13 protein-coding genes and 3 pseudogenes are annotated in these 16,459 nt (G+C 72.4%); 6 read left to right on the forward strand and 10 right to left on the reverse strand.

Going from position 1 to position 16,459, the window contains the following annotated elements:
- Positions 1 to 24 precede the first annotated feature (24 nt).
- The 3 genes and pseudogenes from JEQ17_RS35625 to JEQ17_RS35635 all read right to left on the reverse strand — a co-directional run bounded on the left by JEQ17_RS35625 (position 25) and on the right by JEQ17_RS35635 (position 3,149).
- Positions 25 to 1,074: an aminotransferase class V-fold PLP-dependent enzyme gene (locus JEQ17_RS35625; RefSeq protein ID WP_234048491.1), complete on the reverse strand. Its 1,050-nt coding sequence runs from the start codon at positions 1,072 to 1,074 to the stop codon at positions 25 to 27.
- 107 nt (positions 1,075 to 1,181) lie between these two features.
- Positions 1,182 to 1,895 carry a DsbA family oxidoreductase gene (locus tag JEQ17_RS35630; RefSeq protein ID WP_200399095.1) on the reverse strand — a complete coding sequence of 238 codons (714 nt, stop codon included), beginning with the start codon at positions 1,893 to 1,895 and terminating at the stop codon, positions 1,182 to 1,184.
- Positions 1,896 to 2,103: 208 nt separating this feature from the next.
- Positions 2,104 to 3,149: pseudogene (locus tag JEQ17_RS35635) on the reverse strand (pyridoxal-phosphate-dependent aminotransferase family protein).
- 205 nt (positions 3,150 to 3,354) lie between these two features.
- On the opposite strand from JEQ17_RS35635, the gene JEQ17_RS35640 reads away from it, so the two are divergent.
- The 5 genes from JEQ17_RS35640 (at position 3,355) to JEQ17_RS35660 (ending at position 8,262) form a co-directional block, all read left to right on the forward strand.
- Positions 3,355 to 4,203 carry a transporter substrate-binding domain-containing protein gene (locus JEQ17_RS35640; protein WP_200399096.1) on the forward strand — a complete coding sequence of 283 codons (849 nt, stop codon included), beginning with the start codon at positions 3,355 to 3,357 and terminating at the stop codon, positions 4,201 to 4,203.
- Complete coding sequence (locus JEQ17_RS35645) at positions 4,200 to 5,033, forward strand: amino acid ABC transporter permease (protein ID WP_200399097.1); 834 nt, start codon at positions 4,200 to 4,202, stop codon at positions 5,031 to 5,033. The genes JEQ17_RS35640 and JEQ17_RS35645 overlap by 4 nt, the downstream gene beginning before the upstream one ends.
- Positions 5,030 to 5,857: an amino acid ABC transporter ATP-binding protein gene (locus JEQ17_RS35650; protein WP_325176301.1), complete on the forward strand. Its 828-nt coding sequence runs from the start codon at positions 5,030 to 5,032 to the stop codon at positions 5,855 to 5,857. The genes JEQ17_RS35645 and JEQ17_RS35650 overlap by 4 nt, the downstream gene beginning before the upstream one ends.
- 63 nt (positions 5,858 to 5,920) lie before the next feature.
- Positions 5,921 to 7,012: an amidohydrolase family protein gene (locus tag JEQ17_RS35655; RefSeq protein WP_200399098.1), complete on the forward strand. Its 1,092-nt coding sequence runs from the start codon at positions 5,921 to 5,923 to the stop codon at positions 7,010 to 7,012.
- 353 nt (positions 7,013 to 7,365) lie between these two features.
- A complete protein-coding gene (locus JEQ17_RS35660) occupies positions 7,366 to 8,262 on the forward strand; it encodes an SCO1860 family LAETG-anchored protein (RefSeq protein WP_234048492.1) in 897 nt (298 codons plus the stop codon).
- Between the two features lie 184 nt (positions 8,263 to 8,446).
- Here the strand turns inward: JEQ17_RS35660 and cobC are convergent, their stop codons facing one another.
- The 7 genes and pseudogenes from cobC to cobM form a co-directional block, all read right to left on the reverse strand.
- A complete protein-coding gene (gene cobC, locus JEQ17_RS35665) occupies positions 8,447 to 9,610 on the reverse strand; it encodes an Rv2231c family pyridoxal phosphate-dependent protein CobC (protein ID WP_200399099.1) in 1,164 nt (387 codons plus the stop codon).
- A complete protein-coding gene (locus JEQ17_RS35670; RefSeq protein WP_200399100.1) occupies positions 9,600 to 10,529 on the reverse strand; it encodes a sirohydrochlorin chelatase in 930 nt (309 codons plus the stop codon). The genes cobC and JEQ17_RS35670 overlap by 11 nt, the downstream gene beginning before the upstream one ends.
- The gene (locus tag JEQ17_RS35675; protein ID WP_234048814.1) at positions 10,526 to 11,200 is read right to left on the reverse strand and encodes a precorrin-8X methylmutase; all 675 of its coding nucleotides are present in this window, start codon (positions 11,198 to 11,200) and stop codon (positions 10,526 to 10,528) included. The genes JEQ17_RS35670 and JEQ17_RS35675 overlap by 4 nt, the downstream gene beginning before the upstream one ends.
- Positions 11,201 to 11,205: 5 nt before the next feature.
- Positions 11,206 to 12,888 carry a precorrin-3B C(17)-methyltransferase gene (cobJ, locus tag JEQ17_RS35680; protein WP_200399101.1) on the reverse strand — a complete coding sequence of 561 codons (1,683 nt, stop codon included), beginning with the start codon at positions 12,886 to 12,888 and terminating at the stop codon, positions 11,206 to 11,208.
- Positions 12,885 to 13,604, reverse strand: a pseudogene (gene cbiT / locus JEQ17_RS50225) (precorrin-6Y C5,15-methyltransferase (decarboxylating) subunit CbiT); the annotation flags it as partial. The gene cobJ and the pseudogene cbiT, both read right to left, overlap by 4 nt.
- Before the next feature lie 588 nt (positions 13,605 to 14,192).
- Positions 14,193 to 14,657 (reverse strand): annotated as a pseudogene (cbiE, locus tag JEQ17_RS50230) (precorrin-6y C5,15-methyltransferase (decarboxylating) subunit CbiE); the annotation flags it as partial.
- Complete coding sequence (gene cobM / locus JEQ17_RS35690) at positions 14,654 to 15,511, reverse strand: precorrin-4 C(11)-methyltransferase (protein ID WP_200399103.1); 858 nt, start codon at positions 15,509 to 15,511, stop codon at positions 14,654 to 14,656. The pseudogene cbiE and the gene cobM, both read right to left, overlap by 4 nt.
- 175 nt (positions 15,512 to 15,686) lie before the next feature.
- Here cobM and JEQ17_RS35695 point away from each other — a divergent pair, with 175 nt between their 5' ends.
- A complete protein-coding gene (locus JEQ17_RS35695; protein WP_200399104.1) occupies positions 15,687 to 16,415 on the forward strand; it encodes a ZIP family metal transporter in 729 nt (242 codons plus the stop codon).
- Positions 16,416 to 16,459: the final 44 nt, after the last annotated feature.

Consider the following 16,459-nt stretch of genomic DNA (forward strand, 5'->3'; position numbering starts at 1 on the left):
ACCCCGCGCCAGTGGGTCCGGCAATCAGTCCGACAGGACGTCCAGCAGACGATCGACATCCGCGGCCGTGTTGTACAGGTGGAACGCCGCCCTCAAGTTGCCCGCGCGGTCGGAGACCTCGATCCCCGCCCGGCTCAACTCCGGCTGCCTGTGGCCGAGTCCGGGCACGGAGACGATCGCCGATCCCGGCGCCGGAACCGGCTCCTGCCCCAGGCCGGCCAGGCCCGCGCGGAAGCGGTCGGCGAGGGCGAGGTCATGGGCGTGCACGGCGTCCACGCCCAACTCCTCGATCAGCTCCAGCGAGTGACGGGCGCCCGCGTACGAGAAGAGGCTCGGGCTCTCGTCGAACCGCCGCGCGGAGTGGGCGAGTTCCTCGACCGGCCCGTAGCAGCTGTCCCAGGGGTGCTCTCCCGCGACCCAGCCCGCGAAGATCGGGTTCAGTCCGCCCAGGTCCTCCGGAACGACCAGGAAAGCCACGCCCCGCGGGCAGACGAGCCACTTGAAGGCGACGGAGGACACATAGTCGTACGCGTCCGCCTCGACGGGCAGCCATCCGGTGGCCTGGGACGCGTCGATGTACGTACGGGTCCCGTGCTCGCGTGCCGCCTCGCGCAGCGCCGGCAGATCGACGATCCGGCCGTCCGCGGACTGGGCGGCGCTGACCGCGACGAGCGCGGTGCCCGGGCGCACCGACTCGGCGATCCGCTCCAGCGGCACGGTGCGCACCTTGAGGTCGCGGCGCATGTGGAAGGGGTTCACCACGGAGGTGAAGTCGGCCTCGGCGGTGAGGACTTCGGCGCCCTCGGGCAGCGAGGCGGCGATCAGTCCGCTGTAGACGGCGACGGACGCCCCGGCCGCGACCCGGCGGTCCGGGACTCCGACGAGGCGGGCGAAGGCGGCGCGGGCCGCCTCCACGTCGGCGAACATGTCCTGCGGCTGCCCGGCCGCCACGGACTCGACGCCGGCCCGCATGGCGTCGACCGCGCGGGCCGGGAGCAGCCCGGTGCTCGCGGTGTTGAGATAGGTGTTCTTCGCGGCGAACTCGGCACGGACGAGAGTCTCGAAGGTCTCCATGGGACCACTCTGCGGCCCGGGCATCTCCCCGTCCATTGCCGACTTCTACGTGGTCTCACCAAGCAACGCTTATGGATACGCCCCGACCTGCGCTTTTGCCGTCCCCGTCAGTTCTGCGGCACCGCACATCCGTCGGGGCCGCACGCCTCGGCGTCGTCCTGCTGGATCAGCTTCAGCGGGGAGTGGCTGCCCCATGCCTGCTCCAGGGCCTGCGCGAAGACCTCGGCGGGCTGGGCGCCGGAGACGCCGTACTTCCGGTCGAGGACGAAGAACGGCACGCCGTTCGCGCCCAGCTCGGCCGCCTCGCGCTCGTCGGCGCGGACCTCGTCGGCGTACGCGGCCGGGTCGGCGAGCACCTTGCGGGCCTCGTCGGCGTCGAGCCCGGCGGTGACGGCCAGCTCCACGAGCCGCTCGTCGTCGCCGAAGACGGACCGCTCCTCGGCGAAGTTCGCCTTGTAGAAGATCTGGATCAGCTCGTCCTGCCGGCCCCGCTCCTTCGCCAGGTGCAGCAGCCGGTGCATGTCGAAGGTGTTGCCGTGGTCGCGGTCCCGGGTGCGGTACTCAAGACCCTCGGCGGCCGCCTGCGTGCCGAGGTTCTCCTCACCGGCCTGCGCCTGCGCCTCGCTCATGCCGTACTTCTTGGTGAGCATCCTGATCACCGGCTGGATGTCCGTCTTGGCGCGCCCCGGGTCGAGCTCGAAGGAGCGGTGCACCACCTCGATGTCGTCGCGGTGCGGGAAGGCGTCGAGCGCCTTCTCGAAGCGGGCCTTGCCCACGTAGCACCATGGGCAGGCGATGTCGCTCCAGATCTCGACGCGCATGTGTTCTGCTCTTTCGACTCGTACGGACGGATGCGGAGGCGGCCCCCGCTTTCGTACGTGAACGTTCAACCGCCTGAGTTCATTCCGCGGGGCCGGTGGGGGTTGCTCGCGCAGTTCCCCGCGCCCCTGAAGCGGGGCTGCGCCCCTGCTTTTGTCTTTCAGGGACGCGGGAACTGCGCGACCAGCCCCCACCGGCCCGCAGACGGAATCAGGCCTCGGCCAGCGCGGCGCGCAGCGCGGTGAGGCAGGACCGGACGGAGTCCGGCGTCGCCGCGGGGCCGTAGTGGTTGACCCGGATCATCTCCTTGGCCAGGGCACCCCCACCCGCGGCGAGCGGCAACGTCGGGTCGGAGGCCAGCGCCCTGGCCACCACCGCGGAGGCATCGACCCCCACCGGCGTACGCAACGTCGTGGCGACCGGAGCCGCCGCCGAGTCCTCGTACACATACGGCTCGACACCCCGCCCAGCGTGAGCGCCCCCGCCCGGGTGGCCGCCGCGGCCGCCGCATGGCGGGCCATCACCGTGTCGAGCCCCTCCTCCTCGATACGGACCACGCACGCCTCCAGCGCGAGCATCTCCAACTGGGCCGGGGCGTGCAGCAGCGCCCTGCGCCCGGTGTCGATCCAGCGCTCCTTCCAGTCCAGGAGCGAGAGGTAGGAGCGGCGCGGAGCGTGCGGGTTGGCGGACATCCGGGCCCAGGCCCGGGAGCTCACCGAGACCGCGGAGACCCCCGCCGGCCCGCCCATCGCCTTCTGGGCGCCGATCACACACAGGTCCACGCCCCACGCGTCCGGCAGCACCGGCTCCGCGCCGATCGACGCCACCGCGTCCAGATAGAACAGGGCGCCGTGAGCCCGTACGACCTCGCCGATCTCCGCGACCGGGTTGGTGTTGCCGGTGGCGGCCTCCGCGTGGACGAGCGAGACGAAGTCGATCTCCGGGTGCTCGGCGAAGGCCTCCCGGACCTGCGCGGCCGTGACCGCCGTGTGGAAGGGGACGGCCAGGTCGTGCACCGTCGCACCGCAGTCCCTCAGCCAGTCGCCGAACGTCTGCCCGTACGGACCGGTGATCACGTTGAGAGCGGTCGTACCGGGGCCGGCGGCGCCGCGGATGGCGCCCTCCAGCGGCAGCAGCGCCTCGCCCTGGGTGATCAGTACGTCCTGCTCGGTGGAGAGCAGCCGCGCCACGCGGTCCTCGATCGACGCGAAGTGCGCGGCGCTCAGCGGTGCCAGGTCCAGGAAGGGGTGGGTCACAGCAGTGCTCTCTTCGTTCACGGATGGCGCTGTTCACGGATGGCGCTCACGGGGTAGACGCACACGAGCGTAACGGGCGGTTCCCCGCCCACCCCACCGATGACTTCTGAGGCCGGACGGCTCAATGGCCATGGGAATGGTTTGAGAGCCTCAAACCTTTCCTTATAATCAGAAGCCACAGTTCCCCCACAGGAGGTCAACCCCCGTGAAGATGGTCCTCGGGCGCCGGTCCCGCATGCTGGCCGCCACCACCGCGACGGCCGGGCTGCTGCTCGTCGCCGGCTGTTCTTCGGACGACGACGGGGGCAAGAAGACCACCGCGAACGGGGTCGAACTGGTGAAGGGCGGGCAGCTCACCACCTGCACGCACCTGCCGTACCCGCCGTTCCAGTCGGAGATCGACGGCAAGGTGCAGGGCTTCGACGTCTCGATCATCGACCTGGTCGCCAAGGACCTGGGCGTGAAGCAGGAGATCCTCGACCAGCCCTTCGAGAACTTCAAGACCGGCGGGTCCCTCAACGCCGGCCAGTGCGACCTCGCCGCGGCCGGCATGACGATCACCGACGAGCGCAAGAAGAACGTCGACTTCTCCGACCCGTACTTCGAGGCCACCCAGGCCGTCCTCGCCGACAAGAAGAGCGGCATCTCCTCCTTCGCCGACCTCAAGGGCAAGAAGGTCGGCGCCCAGGCGCAGACCACCGGTGAGGAGTTCGCGAAGAGCAAGGGCCTCGACCCGGTCTCCTTCGAGTCCTCCGACGCCCTCCTCAACGGCCTGCGCACCGGCCAGGTCAAGGCCGTCGTCATCGACTACCCGGTCGTCCAGGGCTGGCTGAAGGACAAGGCCAACGCGGACGCCTTCCAGGTCGCCGACAACATCAACACCGGTGAGGAGTACGGCTTCACGGTGAAGAAGGGCAACACCAAGCTCGCCGACGCCATCAACAACGCGCTGGCGGACGCGAAGTCCGACGGCACCTACAAGAAGCTGTACGAGAAGTGGATCGGCCCATACGACGAGGACGCCGCCTCCGCTTCCCCGTCCGCCGCCTCATGAGTGGGACGGATACCGAAGTCCAGCCCCGCAGAAGCGGTCTGACCAGACGTCAGAAGCGGGCCGTGTCGCGCGGCGTCCAGTACGCGGTGTTCGTCGCCGCACTGGTCGCCCTCGGCGTCTCGGCCGACTGGGGGCAGCTGCAGAACCAGTTCGCTCAAGTCGACCTGGCCGAGCGGATGTTCCCGGACATCATCACGCTGGCGCTGAAGAACACCGTCCTCTACACGGTGTCCGGCTTCGTCTTCGGCCTCGCCCTCGGTGTGGTCGTCGCCCTGATGCGGCTGTCCTCCGTGGGGCCGTACCGCTGGCTGGCCGGCATCTACATCGAGATCTTCCGCGGACTGCCCGCCCTGCTGATCTTCATCTTCGTCGGCGTCGCCGTGCCGTTGGCGTTCCCCGGCACGGAGATCCCGGGCGGCACGTACGGAAAGGTCGCGCTCGCGCTCGGCCTCGTCGCGGCCGCGTACATGGCGGAGACGATCCGCGCGGGCATCCAGGCCGTGCCCAAGGGACAGATGGAGGCGGCCCGTTCGCTGGGCTTCTCACATGCCCGGGCCATGGTCTCGATCATCATTCCGCAGGCGTTCCGGATCGTGATCCCGCCGCTCACCAACGAGTTGGTGCTCCTCTTCAAGGACTCCTCGCTGGTGCTGTTCCTCGGGGTCACCCTGGAGGAGCGCGAACTCTCCAAGTTCGGCCGCGACCTGGCCAGCGAGACCGCCAACTCGACACCGATCCTGGTGGCGGGCCTGTGCTATCTGCTGGTCACGATCCCGCTCGGTTTCGTCGTACGCCGCCTTGAGGCGAAGGCAGGGGAGGCCACCAAGTGAGCACTACGAGCAGCCCGGACCTCACGAAGGACGCGAGCGGCACGCCGGAGATCCAGGTCCGCGGCCTGCACAAGTCGTTCGGCGACAACGAGGTGCTGCGCGGCATCGACCTGGAGGTCCGCTCCGGCGAGGTCGTGTGTGTCATCGGCCCCTCCGGCTCCGGCAAGTCCACGCTCCTGCGCTGCGTGAACCTCCTCGAAGAGCCCACCAAGGGCCAGGTCTTCGTCGGCGGCACCGAGGTGACCCATCCCGACGTGGACATCGACGCCGTACGCCGCCGGATCGGCATGGTCTTCCAGCAGTTCAACCTCTTCCCGCACCTGACGGTGACCGAGAACCTCACGCTGCCGCAGCGCCGGGTGCTCGGCCGCGACAAGGAAGCGGCCGCCAAGGTCGCCGCCGAGAACCTCCGGCGGGTCGGCCTCTCCGAGAAGGCGGACGCGTATCCCGCCTCCCTCTCCGGCGGCCAGCAGCAGCGCGTCGCCATCGCCCGAGCGCTCGCCATGGGCCCCGAGGTGATGCTCTTCGACGAGCCCACCTCGGCACTCGACCCGGAACTCGTCGGAGACGTCCTCGCCGTCATGCGCATGCTCGCCGACGAGGGCATGACCATGATGGTCGTCACCCACGAGATGACCTTCGCCCGCGAGGTGGCCGACCGAGTCGTCTTCATGGACGCCGGCACCGTCATCGAGGACGGCCCCCCGACCCAGGTCATCACCAACCCCACCCACGAGCGGACCCGCCACTTCCTGTCCCGCCTACTGGACCCGGCAATGGCGGACGTGGAGGAGGAAACCCCGGACCAGCCAGGCGCCCCGTAAGGGGCGCGGGGAACTGCGCGACCAGCCACAACCAACCCGCAGCCGCCGAACTAAAGTGCACTCATGAGTGATCAGGCGGTACTGCACGTAAAGGGCCGTGTGCTCGTCACCCCCGACGACATCCGGGACGAACTCTGGGTCGTCGGCGGCAGAATCACCTACGAGCGCCCGCCAGGCGCTCGTGACATCCGCACAGTGAACGGCTGGGCCCTGCCCGGACTCGTGGACGCCCACTGCCACGTGGGCCTCGGCCCCAGCGGCCCCGTCGCAGACGACATCGCGGAGAAGCAGGCCCTGACCGACCGAGAGGCCGGCACCCTGCTCATCCGCGACGCGGGCTCGCCCTCGGACACCCGCTGGATCGACGACCGCGCGGACCTCCCGAAGATCATCAGGGCAGGCCGCCACATCGCCCGCACCCGCCGCTACATCCGCGGCTTCGCCCACGAGATCGAGCCGGACGACCTCGTCGCGTACGTCGCCCAGGAGGCCCGCCGGGGCGACGGCTGGGTGAAGCTCGTGGGGGACTGGCTCAACCGTGAGACGGGTGACCTCGGTGCCTGCTGGCCCCGCGCCGAGGTCGAGGCCGCGATCGCCGAGGCCCACCGCCTGGGCGCCCGGGTCACCGCGCACTGCTTCGCCGAGGAGTCCCTGCGGGACCTGGTGGAGGCGGGCATCGACTGCATCGAGCACGCCACCGGCCTGACCGAGGACACCATCCCGCTCTTCGCCGAACGCGGCGTCGCCATCGTCCCGACCCTCGTCAACATCGCCACCTTCCCGCAGCTCGCGGCCGGCGGCGAGGCCAAGTTCCCCCGCTGGTCGGCGCACATGCGACGGCTGCACGAGCGTCGCTACGACACCGTGCGCGCCGCGTACGACGCCGGTGTCCCCGTGTATGTCGGCACCGACGCGGGCGGCACGCTCGCGCACGGCCTGGTGGCGGGCGAGGTCGCCGAGCTGGTGACCGCCGGGATCCCGCCCATCGAGGCGCTGTCGGCGACGGCGTGGGGCGCCCGGGCCTGGCTGGGACGGCCAGGACTGGACGAGGGAGCACCGGCGGACCTCGTCGTGTACGAGGGAGACCCGCGGGCGGATGTACGGGTGCTGGCGGCGCCCCGACGAGTGGTGCTGAACGGCAAGGTCGTCGGCTAGGACCTGTCCGGGGCGGGCGGCGAGTTGACGGAGCGTAACCGTCCGCAGGGCCCGCTCGTTCTGCACTTCCGCGCATGCTCCGGCGCGTCAACCGGCGCGTTCGAGCCGATTCGGGCATCCGGGTGGAGATGGGGAACGCGCGTGCCGGACGATTCGAAGACGCGCACGGAAACTCCACGTATGGGTGAACTCCCGTCAGCTTGCTGACTGTTCACTCTCCGTGCGTAAGGATTCCCGCATCGACGCCGTCGGCGCTCCCCACAGGTCCCCGTGAGCGGAGCGTCCGGCGGCGTCGCGTCTCCAGTTCTGTCTCCCGTGGGGGTCCCACCACCTTGAACAGCAACGCTTTCCGCATGCCCGCACGCATGCCCGCACGCAGGTTCGCCGTCACCGCGGTGGCCACCGTCCTGGCCGCGGGTCCCGCGGTCCTGGCCGGCGCGGGCCCGGCCCACGCGACCGAGGACCACGGCCGCGCCAGTGCCGTCGTCCTGCGCACCGGGCTCGACGTCTCCCTGCTCAACAAGTCCGTGAACGTCCCGCTCACGGTCTCGCTCAACGACGTACAGGCACCGCGCAGCGCCGAAAAGACCGCGCTCACCGCCACGTTGGACGGGGTCGACGGCGGGCGGCCGTTCACCGTACTGGGCGCGGAGGTGGCCCGGTCGAGCGCGAAGGTCTCCGCGAAGAAGGCCGAGGGCTCGGTGAACCTCGCCCATGCCAAGGTGCATGTGCCGGGGCTGCCCCTGCTGTCCCTCATCGAGATCGAGCAGGTCGGCGCGAAGGCGATCTGCGTGGCGGGCGAGAAGCCGGTCGCCACCGCCAATCCGCTGGGCGCGGTGACGGTCCTCGGCAAGAAGACCACGGTGACCGCCGGTGGCCCGACCGAGGTGAAGGTGCCCGGCGTGGGCGAGGTGCGCCTCGACCTGGCGTCGACCCGCACCACCTCGCGTACGGCCGCCGCCACCGCGCTCCAACTCAAGGTGTCCATCAACCCGTTGAAGCTGAACGTGGCCGAGGTCGAGGGCACGGTCACCCTCGCCGAGGCCACCTGCGAGGCACCGGACGCACCCGCGTCCGCGGAACCCGTCGAGCCGGCGACCGAGGTGAAGCCACAGGGCGCGCCCGTCGACGAGGCCAACCTCGCCGAGACCGGCGGCAGTTCGGCGACACCGTACGTCGCCGCGGGCGCGGTCGCCCTGCTGGCAGCGGGCGGCGGAGCCGTCGCACTGGCCCGCCGCAAGAGGAACTGAGCACACCCTCGGCGGCCCGGACGTGCTGGGAGGCCCGGGCGCCCTCGGCGGTCGGGCGCGCACGGCGGTCCGGACCTCCTCGGCGGTCGGATGCGCACGGCGGTTCGGACGGGCTCAGTGGCTCGGGCGCGCGAACTCACCGGCGACAAGCAGGAGTTCGCGCGCTCGGTGCGTCCGGGGGAGGTCAGCGGTCCCGCAGGCTCACTGCCTGGTCCAGTGCCTGGAGGAAGCGGTTGACCGTCGCCCGGTCGCGCACCGCCAGGCGCAGCCAGGTGTCGTCGAGCCCCGGGAACGTGTCACCGCGCCGCACGGCGAAGCCCAGCCGGCGCAGCCGGGCGCGGACGGCAGCCGCCCCGGGGAGCCCGATGAGGACGAAGGGACCCTCGGCGGGCTCCGCGACACGGACGCCGTCGGACGCGAACTCCCTGAGTCCGGCGACCAGATGGGCCCGGTCGATCGCCACGCGACGGGCCGCGTGCTCCTGTTCGGCCAGCGCCCGCGAAGTCATACAGGCCTCGGCGGCCGCGAGCGCGGGCGTGGACACCGGCCAGAGCGGCTGGGCCCGTTCGAGCTCGGCGATCGTCTCGGGCGGGGCCAGGACGTACCCGATGCGCAGCCCCGCGAGACCCCATGTCTTGGTGAGGCTGCGCAGCACCACCAGACCCGGCACGTCCGTACGCCCCGCGAGGGTCTCCCGCTCGTCCGGAACCGCGTCCATGAACGCCTCGTCGACCACCAACGTCCGCCCGGGACGGGCGAGTTCGGCGATCAGGGCGGCCGGGTGGAGGACGGACGTCGGGTTGGTCGGGTTGCCGATCACGACCAGGTCCGCGTCCTCGGGGACGGCCGACGGGTCGAGCCGGAAACCGTCCTCGGCCCGCAGGAGCATCCGGTCCACGGTGTGCCCCGCGTCCCGCAGAGCCGCCTCCGGCTCCGTGAACTGCGGGTGCACGACCACGGGGCGACGGACCTTCAGAGCACGCGCCAGCAGCACGAAGGCCTCGGCCGCACCCGCCGTGAGCAGCACCCGCTCCACGGGCAGCCCGTGCCGCGCCGCCACCGCGGCCCGCGCGGCCCGCCCGTCCGGGTAGGCCGCGAGCCCCGTCAGCGACTCGGCGATCCGCGCACGCAGCCAGGCCGGCGGAGTGTCCGCGCGGACGTTCACCGCGAGGTCGACGAGCGCCGATCCGTCGTCGCGCACCTCGGCGTCACCGTGGTGCCGGAGGTCGTGCGTGTCACCGAGTCCACCGGAACCCTGTCCGCCGGTGGCCCGAGCCCCGACGCCCGGTCCGCCGCCGGGGCGGTGGTGTCCGCCCCGGCCGTCTCTGTCGTCCCTCTCAGTGTGCATGGGAGGGTGCGTGGCCGTCGTGATGGTGATGTCCGTGGTGGTGCCCGTCGTCGTCCGGGTGGAAGTGCGGCTGCTGGGGGAGCCCCACCTTGTCCTCGAACCCGGGCAGCGCGATGCGGTAGACGCAGGAGTCGCAGTTCATCCGCAGATCACCCTCGACCGCCTCCCGGTAGCGCTCCATGACCAGGTCGAGCAACTCCGGCTCCGGCCCGATGACATCGGCGGAGACCACGTCGGTCTCCGGATGCGCGGCCGCCCACCCCTCGGTCTGCTGCCGCACCCGGTTCGGGAGGATACCCGTGAAGAGGAAGTAGGGGAGCACCACGATCCGGCGCGCGCCCAGCTTCACACAGCGGTCCAGGCCCGACGGCACGTCCGGCGCGGCCAGCGACACGAACGCCGTCTCCACGCCCGCGTAACCCCGCCCCTCCCACAACAGCCGTGCCGCCTTGTGCACTTCGGCGTTGGCGTCCGGGTCGGTCGAGCCGCGCCCGACGAGCAGGACGGTCACCTCGGCACGGTCCGCGGGGGTCCGCGCCGAACCGCCGAGCGCCTCGTCGAGCCGCCGCTCCAGCACCGCGAGCAACGCCGGGTGCGGGCCCAGCGGACGCCCGTACGTGTACGAGATCCCGGGGTGCCGCTCCTTCTCGCGGCTCAGCGCGGCCGGGATGTCGCCCTTGGCGTGCCCGGCGGACACCAGCATCAGCGGGACGGCCGCGAACCGGCGCACGCCCTGCTCGACCAGTTCGGTCACGGCGTCGCCGAGCGGCGGCGGGGAGAGCTCGATGAAGCCGCCCGCGACGGGCAGTCCGGGGTTGCGGCGGCCCAGTTCCCGTACGAAGTCGCGGAAGGCCTCGGCACCCGCGTCGTCCCGGGTGCCGTGTCCGGCGATGAGCAGGGCGGGGGCGGGGGTGGTCACGATTTCTCCTTGGATTCGAACGGGGAACCGGCCCGGGACTCGGCCTCGGGCGCGGGGTGGGAAACGGCGTCGGGCACCGGGTGGGAAACGGGGTGGTACAGCAGGGCGTTGAGCGCGGCCGCGGCGACCGCCGAACCGCCCTTCTCGGACACGTTGCTCACGGCGGGCAGCCCGCTCTCGCGCAGCGCGGCCTTGGACTCGGCCGCGCCGACGAACCCGACGGGCAGCCCGATGACGAGCGCGGGGGAGGCGTCCAGGGTGAGGAGCTCCTCCAGCGCGGTCGGGGCACAGCCGATCACCCAGAGCGCGCCGGGCCCGACCTGCTCGTACGCGAGCCGGATCGCATGGGCGGAGCGGGTCAGCCCCGGGCCGGACACGGCGTCCTTGAGACGGCAGACGGTGCCGCGCCGGGTGATGCCCGCCGCGACCATCTCCACGTCCACGACGACGGGCGCCCCGTCGTGCAGCGCCCGGTGGGCCTTCTCCAGCGAGCCCTCGTCGGTCACCAGATCGCTCGCGTAGTCGAGGTCGGCCGCGGAGTGGATCACCCGCTCCACGACGGCACGGGTCAGGGGCGGGAAGTGCGAGGTGTCCAGACGGGCCCGCAGCCGCCGGAAGGACTCCTCCTCGATGGGGTGCACGATCCGGTTCTCCGGGAACACCCTGCTCACTGCGCTCACCTGGGTTCCTCCTGCCAGCGGTAGCCGCGGGGCGTCACCATGCGGCCGGCGATCTCACGGGTCGCCGTGTTGCCCACGGTCACCACCGTCATCATGTCCACCGTCGCCGGGTCGAGTCCCGAGAGGGTGGTGACACGGCTGGATTCGTCCGGCCGCGAGGCATTGCGTACGACTCCCACGGGCGTCGTCGGCTTCCGGTGCTGAGCAAGGATCGTCAGCGCCTTCGGGAGCTGCCAGTCGCGACCGCGGCTGCGCGGGTTGTAGAAGGTGACGACGAGGTCGGCCTCGGCCGCCGCGCGCACCCGGCGCTCGATGATCTCCCACGGTGTGTGCAGGTCGGAGAGGCTGATCGACACATGGTCGTGGCCGAGCGGCGCGCCCAGGATCGCCCCGGCCGCGAGCGCGGCGGTCACCCCCGGCACCCCGACCACGTCGATGTCGTCGGACGCCTCCGCGAGCGCGGGCGACGCCATCGCGTACACGCCCGCGTCACCGCTGCCGATCAGCGCGACCGCCTGCCCGAGCCGGGCCTCGGCGACGGCCGTCCTGGCCCGCTCTTCCTCGGCCCCGAGCCCCGACTTCAGGATCCGGGTGCCCGGCAGGAGCAGGTCGCGGATCTGGTCGACGTACTGGTCGAGCCCGACGAGCACCGAGGCGCGGCGCAACTCGTCCTTCGCGCGGGGCGTCAGCAGGTCCCGGGCGCCGGGACCGAGTCCGACCACCGCGAGCCGCCCGCGCCCGGGCCTGCGTACGACCGCGCAGGTCGCCATCGCGGGCCGCGCGGCCGACTTGCGCTTGGGGACGAGGAGTTCGCCGCCGCGCACGAGGGCGGCGGCCTCCGCCACCGACGGGGTACCGACGGCGGCGAGGGGCGCGTCCGAGGGGTTCGGCACGTCGACCGCCGCCAACTCCTCGGCGCCGTACGTCACCACGGGCACCCCGAGCCGCTCGGCCGCCCCGAGAATGCCGGGCTCCTCGGCCTTGGCATCCACGGTGGCGAGCTCGGCGACGGACCTCACCGAAAGACCCGCGTCCCGGAGCGCGTCCTGGACGAGCCCGAGCACCTCGTCGACGGGGGCGCCCTTGGAGGCGCCGACGCCCACGACGAGGGAGGGCGGCCGGAGCACGACCTCACGCTCGGCGGGCTCAACAGCCGTGTCACTGACGCGAATTGAGTACGCCCCGGCCGCGGCGACCCGCAGCGGCGGCAGTGGCCAGGCCAACTCGGCGTTCAGCGCGACCGGTTCGCCGTCCAGCATGGCCCGGGACACCCCGGCCACATCCCCTTCGACGGGCAGGCCGAGCGTGTCGAGCCCCGGTACTCCCACGGAGTCGGTCGCCGTCGTCACGACAGGCTCGGCACCGAGCAACTCGCCGACCTCACGGGCGAGTTCATTCGCACCGCCGCCGTGGCCCCCGACCAGGGACACCGCGAACCGCCCGCCCTCGTCGACGCACACGATGCCGGGGTCGGACGCCTTGTCGACGAGCAGCGGCGCGACGAGCCGCACCACGGCCCCCGTGGCGAGGAAGCACACGAGCTGCTCACACTCCGCGAAGGCCCGCCGCACGGCGTCCCCCACGGGGCCCTCGTACACACGGGTACGGCCCGGCCAGGCCGAGGCCACCCGCCGACAGCCCGCCGAACCGGCGGCCGTCGCGGAAATCAGGCCGATCACTGAGCAACTCCTTCACTACGTACCGGAGGCCGGACGCCCCACAGCAGAAAAACGGGGTTGGTCGCCGCGAGCCGGGTGACGTCCCCCGGCAGCGGCGCCAGCCGGGACGACTGCAGCAGTACGCCGTCACAGTCGAGCCCGGCCGCGACCAGCGCGTCCCGGACCGCCGGAACCCGGTCCAGGGCCGCCATCGCCACGACGACCGACCGCCGCGCCCGCCGGGCACAGGCGGTCACGATGGCGGGCAGTTCCCGCCCGCCCCCGCCGATGAACACGGCGTCGGGGTCGGGCAGGTCGGACAGCACGGTCGGCGCGGCGCCGTGCACGGCGGTCACGTCGACCCGGTGCGCGGCGGCGTTGGCGCGGACCCGCTCCACGCCGTCCAGGGTCTTCTCCACGGCGGTCACGGCGGCCCCCAGCCGTGCGCACTCCACGGCGACCGAGCCCGAGCCCGCGCCGATGTCCCACACGTGGTCACCGAGCCGCGGCCCGAGTCGGGCCAGCGCCAGCGCCCGTACCTCGAACTTGGTGATCATCGAGTCGCGGTGGGCGAACTCGCCCTCTTCCAGCGCCCACTGGGCGGGCCCTGGCGGCGGCCCGGCGATCGTGCGCACGGGGGAGAGGACGCGCGACTCGTCGAGACAGAGCACGACGCTCACCGCCGGCCCCCAGTCACGGGCGGCGGCCTCGGCGGGGGTGATCCGCTCGATGCGTTCGCCGGGGCCGGGGCCAGTGTCGGGGTGGGGGCCTGGGGCGGGGTTTGGGGCCGAGCCCGGGTCTGAGCCGGGGCCGGAATCCGAGCTGGAGCCGGGGCCCGAGCCCGAGCTGAAGCGGGGGCCCACGCCAGCGCCCGAACTCGCGCCCACGCCAGCGCCCGAACCCGCGCCCGTGCCGGAGCCTGAACCCGCGCCCACGCCGGAGCCCGTGTCCGCACCCGTGCCGGACCCCGCGCTCGGAACAGAGGCCGAAGCCGAGCCCGAGCCAGAGCCCGAGCCAGAGCCCGAGCCCGAGACGAAGCGGCGGCCCGCGCCCGTGTCCGTGCCGGAGGCCGCTCCCGGGGCAGCGGCCGAAGCCGAGCCCGAGCCCGAGCCCGAGCCCGAGCCCGAGCCCGAGCCAGAGCCAGAGCCAGAGCCAGAGCCCGAGCCCGAGACGAAGCGGCGGCCCGCGCCCGCGTCCTTGCCGGAGGCCGCTCCCGGGGCAGCGGCCGAAGTCGCATCCGCCCCCAGCGCTGAAACCGCACCCGCCCCCAACGCCGAAGCCACCACCAACACCCGCCCGCTGGACCGCAGCGCGGCCCCGAGTTCCGCCGGTCCGGATCCCGGACCGGTCAGCACCGCCACCTTGGGATGGGCCCGGCAGACGTTCACGGCGGTCCGCAGGTCACGCCCGTGCGCGCTCACGACCACCGCGTCGTCCCAGGTCAGCCCGATCCGCGCGAAGGCGGTCGCGACGGACGACACCCCAGGGTGGACCTCCAGCCGCTCGGCCCCGAAACGTTCGGCGAGGGCCCGGACGATCCCGAAGAACCCGGGGTCCCCGGAGGCCAGCACGACGACCCGCCCCTGGCCCTCCGGCTTCTCCAGGAACTGCTCGATCGCGTCGAGGGCGGGCGCGAGCGGACCCAGGACGACCCGCTCGGCCGTGTCCGGCATCGTCGTCGCGGCGGCCAGGTGACGCCGGCCGCCCACGACGAGCCCCGCCCCGGCCAACGCGGCCCCGGCGTCCGGCGAAAGGGGCGCCCCCGTACCCGTACCGACGACGGTGATCACGGAGTGACACCCTGTGCGCCCTGCGTACCCCGCGCGCCGCCCTGTGCGCCCTGCGTCCGCAGTGCCCTGCGGGCCTCGGGGTCGGCCTTGCGGAAGCCGTGGAAGTGGCCGGGGTGGTAGAGGTGCGAGCGGGTGCCGTGCGCGTCGAGGGCCGGGCCGACCAGGAACAGCGTGTGCTTCCAGAGCTTGTGCTCCTTGACGGTCTCCTCCAGCGTGCTGATCGTGCACTTCACGATCAGCTCCTCCGGCCAGGTGGCCTGGTACGCGACCACGACCGGCGTCGACGTCGGATAACCGCCCTCCAGCAGCTCCCGTACGAGCTGTCCGCTGCGGGCTGCCGACAGGAACAGGGCCATCGTCGTCCCGTGCCGCGCGAACTCCCGTACTTCTTCGCCCGGCGGCATCGGCGTCTTGCCGCCGCCGAGCCGGGTGAGGATCACGGACTGCGCGACCTCGGGGATGGTCAGCTCCCGCTGGGCGAGCGCGGCGACGGCGGAGAACGACGAGACACCGGGCACGATCTCGGTCTCGATGCCGATCTCCGCGCACCGGTCGACCTGCTCCTGGGTGCCGCCCCAGAGCGCGGGGTCGCCGGAGTGGATCCGGGCGACCTTCAGCCCGGTCTCGGCGGCGCGCTCGTACACCGCGACGACGTCCTCCAGCGACATCGTCGCCGAGTCCAGGATCTCGGCTCCCGCGCGTGCGTGTTCGAGGACCTCGGCCTGCACCAGGCTGGCCGCCCAGATCACGACGTCGGCCTCGGCGATGGCGCGCGCGGCGCGGAACGTCAGCAGGTCGGCGGCACCGGGCCCGGCCCCGACGAAGGTCACCTTGCCGGTGGGGGCATCGGCCATGGGATGGGGTCCTCTCCTACGAATGCTGCGGGTAACGCTGCCGGGGGTGGTGCAGGGGGTGGTGCAGGGGGTTTCGGGGTGCTTCGGGACATCAGGACACGTATTCCGGAAGCCGTGCGGGCTCGGGCGTGCGGCGAACGTGCGTGAACACGGGTCGATCGGATAGCAAGGGCGTATGGCGGTGTTCGTCGCGCTCGGCGCGTTCCTCATGACGCTGGCCGGCGGCTGGACGGCGCAACGCGTCACCGACCGCCGCCACCTCGTACTCGGTCTGGCAGGCGGCCTGATGCTGGGCGTCGTCGGCCTGGACCTGCTGCCGGAGGCGCTCGACGCGGCGGGCGACGAGATCTTCGGCGTACCGGCCGCGCTCCTGCTGTTCGTGGCGGGCTTCCTGCTGGCGCACCTGGTGGAACGCCTGCTGGCCGTCCGCCAGGCGGCGCACGGAGGCGAGGAACACAACGGCCGCGCGCCCGAAGTCGGGCTGACGGCCGCCGCCGCGATGGTCGGCCACAGCGCCATGGACGGCGTGGCGATCGGCGCGGCCTTCCAGGTCGGCGGCGGCATGGGAGCGGCCGTGGCCGTCGCCGTGATCGCCCACGACTTCGCGGACGGCTTCAACACGTACACGATCACGACCCTGTACGGGAACGCCCGCCGCAAGGCGGTCGCGATGCTGTTCGCGGACGCGGCGGCCCCGGTCGTGGGCGCCGCCTCGACGCTCTTCTTCTCCATCCCCGAGCATCTGCTCGGCGGCTATCTCGGCTTCTTCGGCGGCGCGCTGCTCTATCTCGCCGCCGCCGAGATTCTCCCCGAGGCCCACCACGAACACCCGGCCCGCTCCACGCTGCTGTGCACGATCGCGGGGGCTGCCTTCATCTGGCTGGTGGTGGGCGTCGCGGAGTGAGGCGCGCGGGTGGCGCCCTCCGACCGGAGTCACTGTTCTGACGG

Origin of the sequence: Streptomyces liliifuscus, assembly GCF_016598615.1 — a bacterium.
GTDB classification, from domain to species: Bacteria; Actinomycetota; Actinomycetes; order Streptomycetales; family Streptomycetaceae; genus Streptomyces; species Streptomyces liliifuscus.

Excerpts from the sequence above, each read along its gene's own strand:
- JEQ17_RS35695 (WP_200399104.1), top strand. The coding sequence starts at position 15,687 with ATGGCGGTGTTCGTCGCGCTCGGCGCGTTCCTCATGACGCTGGCCGGC.
- JEQ17_RS35625 (WP_234048491.1), bottom strand. The coding sequence starts at position 1,074 with ATGGAGACCTTCGAGACTCTCGTCCGTGCCGAGTTCGCCGCGAAGAAC.
- cobC (WP_200399099.1), bottom strand. The coding sequence starts at position 9,610 with ATGCACACTGAGAGGGACGACAGAGACGGCCGGGGCGGACACCACCGC.
- cobM (WP_200399103.1), bottom strand. The coding sequence starts at position 15,511 with ATGGCCGATGCCCCCACCGGCAAGGTGACCTTCGTCGGGGCCGGGCCC.
- JEQ17_RS35655 (WP_200399098.1), top strand. The coding sequence starts at position 5,921 with ATGAGTGATCAGGCGGTACTGCACGTAAAGGGCCGTGTGCTCGTCACC.
- JEQ17_RS35660 (WP_234048492.1), top strand. The coding sequence starts at position 7,366 with ATGCCCGCACGCATGCCCGCACGCAGGTTCGCCGTCACCGCGGTGGCC.
- JEQ17_RS35645 (WP_200399097.1), top strand. The coding sequence starts at position 4,200 with ATGAGTGGGACGGATACCGAAGTCCAGCCCCGCAGAAGCGGTCTGACC.
- JEQ17_RS35630 (WP_200399095.1), bottom strand. The coding sequence starts at position 1,895 with ATGCGCGTCGAGATCTGGAGCGACATCGCCTGCCCATGGTGCTACGTG.